The organism is Klebsiella sp. HMSC16A12, assembly GCF_001808265.1.
Classification (GTDB): Bacteria; Pseudomonadota; Gammaproteobacteria; order Enterobacterales; family Enterobacteriaceae; genus Klebsiella; species Klebsiella pneumoniae.
Map to the genome: position 1 here is coordinate 23,587 of NZ_KV792573.1, position 6,319 is coordinate 29,905.

The 6,319-nt window shown below is 61.6% G+C and carries 6 protein-coding genes and 2 pseudogenes; 6 read left to right on the forward strand and 2 right to left on the reverse strand.

The genetic code is table 11. The features are described from left to right. Positions 1-22: 22 nt before the first annotated feature. Complete coding sequence (locus tag HMPREF3140_RS08505) at positions 23-721, forward strand: RluA family pseudouridine synthase (protein ID WP_002910654.1); 699 nt, start codon at positions 23-25, stop codon at positions 719-721. A gap of 25 nt (positions 722-746) precedes the next feature. Here HMPREF3140_RS08505 and HMPREF3140_RS08510 read toward each other — a convergent pair whose 3' ends face one another. Beyond that, positions 747-1,286: a DUF2058 domain-containing protein gene (locus HMPREF3140_RS08510; protein WP_002910652.1), complete on the reverse strand. Its 540-nt coding sequence runs from the start codon at positions 1,284-1,286 to the stop codon at positions 747-749. Between the two features lie 114 nt (positions 1,287-1,400). Then, a complete protein-coding gene (locus tag HMPREF3140_RS08515) occupies positions 1,401-1,730 on the reverse strand; it encodes a gamma-glutamylcyclotransferase family protein (RefSeq protein WP_002910650.1) in 330 nt (109 codons plus the stop codon). 84 nt (positions 1,731-1,814) lie between these two features. On the opposite strand from HMPREF3140_RS08515, the pseudogene HMPREF3140_RS29550 reads away from it, so the two are divergent. From HMPREF3140_RS29550 to HMPREF3140_RS28690, 5 genes and pseudogenes are all read left to right on the forward strand, one after another. After that, positions 1,815-2,059: pseudogene (locus tag HMPREF3140_RS29550) on the forward strand (hypothetical protein). 236 nt (positions 2,060-2,295) lie between these two features. Further along, positions 2,296-3,636, forward strand: coding sequence for a type VI secretion system baseplate subunit TssK (gene tssK / locus HMPREF3140_RS08525; RefSeq protein ID WP_064186241.1), 1,341 nt, complete (start codon positions 2,296-2,298; stop codon positions 3,634-3,636). Next, positions 3,633-4,286, forward strand: coding sequence for a type VI secretion system protein TssL, short form (gene tssL, locus HMPREF3140_RS08530; RefSeq protein ID WP_064186240.1), 654 nt, complete (start codon positions 3,633-3,635; stop codon positions 4,284-4,286). The genes tssK and tssL overlap by 4 nt, the downstream gene beginning before the upstream one ends. A gap of 3 nt (positions 4,287-4,289) precedes the next feature. After that, positions 4,290-5,987, forward strand: a complete 1,698-nt coding sequence (locus HMPREF3140_RS08535; protein WP_064186239.1) for an OmpA family protein — start codon at positions 4,290-4,292, stop codon at positions 5,985-5,987. Between the two features lie 186 nt (positions 5,988-6,173). Further along, positions 6,174-6,310: pseudogene (locus tag HMPREF3140_RS28690) on the forward strand (hypothetical protein). Positions 6,311-6,319: the final 9 nt, after the last annotated feature.

Below are 6,319 nucleotides of genomic sequence, written 5' to 3' on the forward strand. Positions count from 1 at the left end.
CACTCCTTCTTCGGGCCGCCTGATGTCCACCATTATCGATACCTTTGTCGCGCCGCCGTGCCGCGAACAGATCACCCTCTTGTATCAGGACGAACACCTGGTGCTGATCAATAAGCCCGCCGGGCTGCTGAGCCTGTCGGGCAAAGATCCGCGCAACCTCGACTCCGTGCATCACCGGCTGGTTCAGCGCTTTCCGGGCTGCACCCTGGTGCACCGCCTGGACTTCGGCACCTCCGGCCTGATGGTGATCGCCCGCAACAAGGGCATTAACGCCTTGCTGTGCCAACAGTTCAGCCAGCGCACGGTGGACAAGGTCTATACGGCGCTGCTGTGCGGCCACCTGGCGGAAGACGAGGGGATAGTGGAGGCGGCAATCGCCAAAGATCCGGCCCGTTTCCCGCGCATGGCGCTCTGCGCCCGCCACGGCAAACCGGCGCGTTCGCGCTATCGGGTCATAGACCGCCTGTATCAGGCGCGAGAAGGCGAGAGGGCGCTGGCGTTAACCCGGGTGACGCTCACCCCGGAGACCGGACGGACCCATCAGCTGCGTATTCACTGCCAGCTGCTGGGCTATCCGATCCTTGGCTGCGATCTGTACGGTGGCCGGGAGCTGCCCGGCACGGAACAGGCTCCGCGGCTGATGCTGCACGCCAGCGAACTGCGCTTTGTCCACCCCGTCAGCCATGAGCCGATGCATATCCAGCAGGCGAGCCCGTTTTGATCGCCCGCGGCGGGAAAGCCCGGGGTTACCACATCAGATCGTCGGGCACCTTAAAGTCGGCGTACGGATCGTCTTCATCCTGCTCATCCTGACTCAGGGCGCTGTGCAACACGATGCTGCTGGCGTCGCGCTGGGCAATTTTCTCAGCCACTACCGCCGGAATAATCGCATACTCACCTTCGGGCTTGTTATCCACCGCCAGGCGGGCAATCGCCAGACGGCCGTTAATCAGCTGGGTCTGGGTGGGCTTGTCGACCATGATTTTTTTGATCAGATTATTATCGGTAAAGTTAAAGCCGATATCGCCCCGGGCGACCGTAATGCGGTTCATCTCGATCAGCTGCTTCACCTGGGCTTTATACTCTTTCGCCAGCACCGCCTGCTTTTGCTGCTCGCTAAGCTGTTTATCACGCTCCAGCTGGGCTTTTTTATTTTCTTCCACCGCTTCCCGGGCCTCACGGGCCTGAACGCGGGATTTTTTCGCCGTCCTCTGGACTTTAGCCATTTTTTTGCTGCTGACCAGGCCGGCTTTGAGCATCTGCTCTTGTAAGGTGAGTTTTGTCATCTGCGTGTCTGAAACTGAGGAAACATCTGGCAAGTATACCTGCATTGGCAGAAACGACGCCAGACTCGCGATCGCGCTGGGCTGCTGTACCATGCCGCGCAGCGCGGCGGGGGATTACCCCCGGGGCTGAAGCTGATAAATCCAGGCGCTGATCTGCTGTCCATCGTCGGTGGTCACTTCCACCGGCACCCGATCGTACCCCTCCTCAAAGTCGTCCAGCATCGGCCAGTGCGCCGCCAGCCGATCGGACAGGAACAGATAGCCGTTGACCCGTGGGCCGTGAGCGTCGAGGACGATCCCCGGGAAATCGGCGGCTGCGCCCCAGCCGCGCGCGTAAAAGGTGCCGGTGACGTAGCCGGGACGCCACTCGCCCCCGATCGCCTCCAGAATATGCGCATTGCTGCGACCGGGACAGAGCGTCCCATAGACAAATAGTGGTTTCATTTTCTCTCTCGTTCGCCCTGATACCCGCCCACAGCGGAGCGGGAAACCAAAATACGGGGTAATGCAGCGCCTGGCAATGGCCGGGTGGGGGCGGGGCACTCCTCCGGGCATCTGGCAGTTGCCGGGGAGACTCTGGACTCATTGCTACTGAGGGTATATCGATTGCGGTGATATTTTTATTATTATTTATATTTAAGGTAAATATAAATATTCCCTACGGAGGGATTAATTCGCTAATTAATATTCAACAGGAAAATAATAAAAGGGCCGCTTATGGAATATTCCTTCTACATGTTATGACCGAGAGCAATAAAGCTACCTTGGGTTGAATTCAGATATTATTTAGGGCCAGGCGTTACCTCCCCCTGACTCTTTCGCTTTATGATAAACATCCCTTGACCAAAAATATCATCTGACTTCGAAACTCTCGCGGGCAGGGGAGATATTTCCTTTCCCTGAAGCGGCAGGTAATAAATCCAGCCGAACACACGGCGGATGAGGGATATCCGTCCGGGCATTTGGTCCTGTCTGCAGACCAATGAAAGCGAAAGGCACAGGAGGTGCAATGAAGATTTTCCGCCCATTATGGCGCGACGGGGCTTTTCTGGTCCCGCAGCAGTTTCAGCAACAGGCCCGCTGGGACGCGCACGTCGCCGATACGGTCTCCCGCATGGCGCTCGCCCACCCGTGGGGGGTATTGCGCGCGGAGTTTGACGCGAGCGCGCTCACCCTTTCCCGGCTCAACGCTACCCGGCTGATCGTGCGTTTCGCCGACGGAACGCTGATTGACACCGAGCTGGCGGATATTTTGCCACCGGTCCGCGATGTATCGGACGTGATGCAGGACAGGGTGGAGGTTCTGCTCGCTCTGCCGCTGCTCAGCGCCAGCGGCGGCAATCTTGATGACGGCCAGGAGAGCGCCCGCCCGCGCCGCTGGCGCGCCGAGCAGGTGACCGTCCAGGAGCTGGCCGGCCATGAACGCAGCGAGCTGGCCGTTCTGCGGCACGCGCTAACGCTGCGTCTCTCCACCGAGGAAAATGCAGCCTTCCTCACCTGCCCGGTAGCGCGTCTGGTGCACGACGCCCAGGGGCAGTGGATCGTTGACCCGGAATTCATCCCGCCGCTGCTGTCGCTGGCGGCAAGCCCGACGCTGGTCAGCGAGCTGGGCGAGCTGTTACATCGCCTGCAGGCCCGACGCAGACGCCTGATGGCCATGCGTCGTGAAAGCAATGCGCGGATGGCTGATTTTGCCGTGGCGGATGTTTCCCTGTTCTGGCTGCTCAACGCGCTGAACAGCGCTGAACCGGTGCTCAGCGAGCTGCATCAGGACCCTTCGCGCCATCCGGAGCTGCTCTATCGCGAACTGGCCAGGCTGGCCGGCAGTCTGCTGACTTTCTCCCTTGAACATCATCTGGAAGCAATCCCCCGCTACCGACATGCCTCGCCAGAGCAGGTATTCCCACCGCTGTTTGCCCTGCTGGATACGCTGCTCGAAGTCAGCCTGCCCTCAAGGGTGATCGCCATCGCTCTGGAGCAGGGCGCCGACCGGGAGATCTGGCGGGGCAGGCTGCACGATGCGCGGCTGCGCGAGGGGGCGGATTTTTATCTGTCGGTGCGCTCTTCACTCCCCCCTCACCAGCTACAGAGCCGCTTTCCGCAGCTCTGTAAGGCGGGTAGCCATGATGATGTCGCCGAGGTCGTCAATATTGCCCTCAGCGGCATCGCGATCAAACCGCTGAGCCATGTGCCGGCGGCCATTCCGCTACGTCTGGAAAACCAATATTTCGCTCTGGATCTCTCCACCGATGCCGCCCGCGCGATGCTGGAGGCCGGCAACTGCACCTTCTATACCCCGGAATCGCTTGGCGACGTGAAACTTGAACTCTTTGCGGTACTGCGCTCATGAATAGCTCTGAAAGCGATCTGATCAACAAAACTTTTTACCCGGGCTGGCTGATGGTCAGCCAGTTACGCTGCGGCCAGCCGGTGACGGATGGCGAGGCGCTCTATCGCCAGGCCTGTCGATGGGTGACCGAGGCGCGCGAGGCGCTGACGGCGGGGGGAGTCAGTGAAGCCAGCGCTGAGCAGATGCTCTATGCCTACTGCGCGCTGCTCGATGAGAGCGTCCTCAACCGCGCCAGTCAGGATGATGGCTACCGCAAGTGGCGCAAGGATCCGCTGCAGGCGCGCTTTTTCAGCACTCTCAACGCCGGGGAAGAGCTCTGGGAACGGATCCGCCAGCTGCTGCGAGAGCCCACGGCGGATGCGGCAGTGCTGACCTGCTTTTTTCGTACTTTACAGCTGGGATTTGTCGGACAGTACCGCGCCGAGGATGACGAACGGCGTGAGGACGTGGCGCAAGCGCTTGGCGCGCGGGTCCCGCCGTTCAGCCTGACCCAGGAGGCGCCGGTGGTGGTTCGTGCCTCCCGGCTGCGCAGCGGACGGCGGATGTACTGGTGCGGCTGGGCGGCTGGCATTGTGGCGCTGGCGGCGCTGTGGTTGACCTTCTCCTCCGTGCTGTCACAGATGGTGGCGCAGATAGCAGGGCAGGGATAAGAAATGCGTGATAATGCCCGTCGTCTGCTTACGATACTGACCGTCATCCTGGCCCTGTGGCTAGTGCTGGGCTTCTGGCCGCTGTCCATCGGCAACCAGGTGATCTTCAGTCTGTGCATCCTGCTGGCGGGCGGCGCGGCGCTCTGGCGTCAGCGTCGCCGGGCAGTCAGCCGTCAGCGATCGGAAATCGTCCTACCGCCCGAGGATTTTCAGGGGGCGGTGGTTCTGGTCTGCGGGGATACCGACGGTCTGTTTCCCGGGCGTTCGGCGCACGGCGAAACCCGTCACGGCTGGTATCTCCGGGGTGACAGCGCGGAGCAGTTGCCGCGGCTGGCGCAGTACCTGGCGGCGGCGCGTCCGGCGCTGGTATCGCAGGTTTCCGTGCTGCTGGCGGTGGTACCGGAGCACCACCCCTCCGGGGAGCATCTGGCGCAGTCGCTGCGCGACTGGCGGCGGAGTATCGTTCAGTGCCGAACCTGGCTAAACGGTCTGCCGCCGGTGTGGAGCGTGTTCTGGGTGACGCCGCCAGGCCGCCAGGCCGCGGAAAGCCGCTGGTTTACCATCACGCCGGAGAGGGCTGGTCTCCAGGTGCAGCTGAAGGGACAAGCGCCCCAGGCGGTTGCCGGGTGGCAGCGGGAGGGCAGCTCTGCCTCACGCCTGCATCAGACGCTGTGGCTGGAGAGCATTCTGACCTTGGCCGAAAACGCTCTTTTCCGGCCATTCCGCGCCCGGCAGGCAGAACTTCCTCCGCTGAACCTGTGTGCCGCGGGCATCTGCCTTACGCCGGTGGCGGCGGTGGCGAATAACCTCTGGCAACAGCAAATCGCCGGGATCACCACGCTCTCCCCGGGCAACGACGCGGCGCCAGGTCCTCACCCGCTGCCGGATCTTCTTCTGTCGTCACTGCCGCACCGCCACGGGGTCAGCCGCCGGATGCGCGATGCCGGTCTTGCCGCTGGGGTGGGCTTCCTCTTTCTGGCGCTGGCGATGCTGGCTTCCTTTATCAACAACCAGCGCCTGGTGCGCAGCGTCGGCGATCATCTGGCGGTGTATCACCGCCTCAGCGGCACGCCGCCGACGCCGAAGCTGCAGGCGCAGCAGCGTCTGCGTGCCGACAGCCGCCTGCTGGATGACTGGTTGCGCCGGGGGGAGCCGCTGCGTTATCGGCTGGGGCTGTATCAGGGGGGGCGGCTGATCCCCTTCGTTGAAGCCGCTATCAATGACTGGGCGCCGCCCCCGCCGCCGCGTCCGGTCATTAAGCAGGTTGTGCAGGGGCCGCAGACGATCCGCCTCGATAGCATGGCGCTGTTCGATACCGGCAAATCGGCGCTGAAACCGGGTTCGACAAAGCTGCTGGTGAACTCGCTGCTGGGCATTAAGGCCAAACCCGGCTGGCTGATCGTGGTGGCAGGCCATACCGACAGCATCGGCAACGATAGATCCAATCAACAACTCTCCCTGAAGCGTGCCGAGGCGGTCCGCGACTGGATGCGCGATACCGGCGATGTGCCGGAGAGCTGTTTTGCGGTGCAGGGCTACGGCGCAAGCCGTCCTGTCGCCAGCAACGAGACGCCAGAGGGACGGGCGCAAAATCGCCGGGTGGAGATCAGTCTGGTCCCGCAGAAGGACGCCTGTCTGACGCCGGGCACGGCCAATACCTCAGGAGCAGAGACTAACGGATTAAAAAGCGAAACCGAGTAATCAGCGACCCCGATCGCGGAGGTTGAACAACAACAATCTGCCTGTCTGACCTTGTGCGCTACGGGTCCCTGATAAACAGGAAACAGCGATGGGCGGTAGCGTGCCTGCAGCCAGTCAAACTTGTCGGCAAAGCGGGGCCTCTGCGGGGATGAAGCGCAGGAAAGGGGATGGATAAAGGAGATCATTATGGATAGCGCTAAGGACAGTGGCAGAGAAATGCTGGCGGCGATAAACGTTGAAGGCTCCGGTTTCTGGCTGCTTTTTTTATTTCTCAGTCAGTGAATATAAATATCCCTGGGGTGGTGATGGTGCCAACTTACTGATTTAGGGTA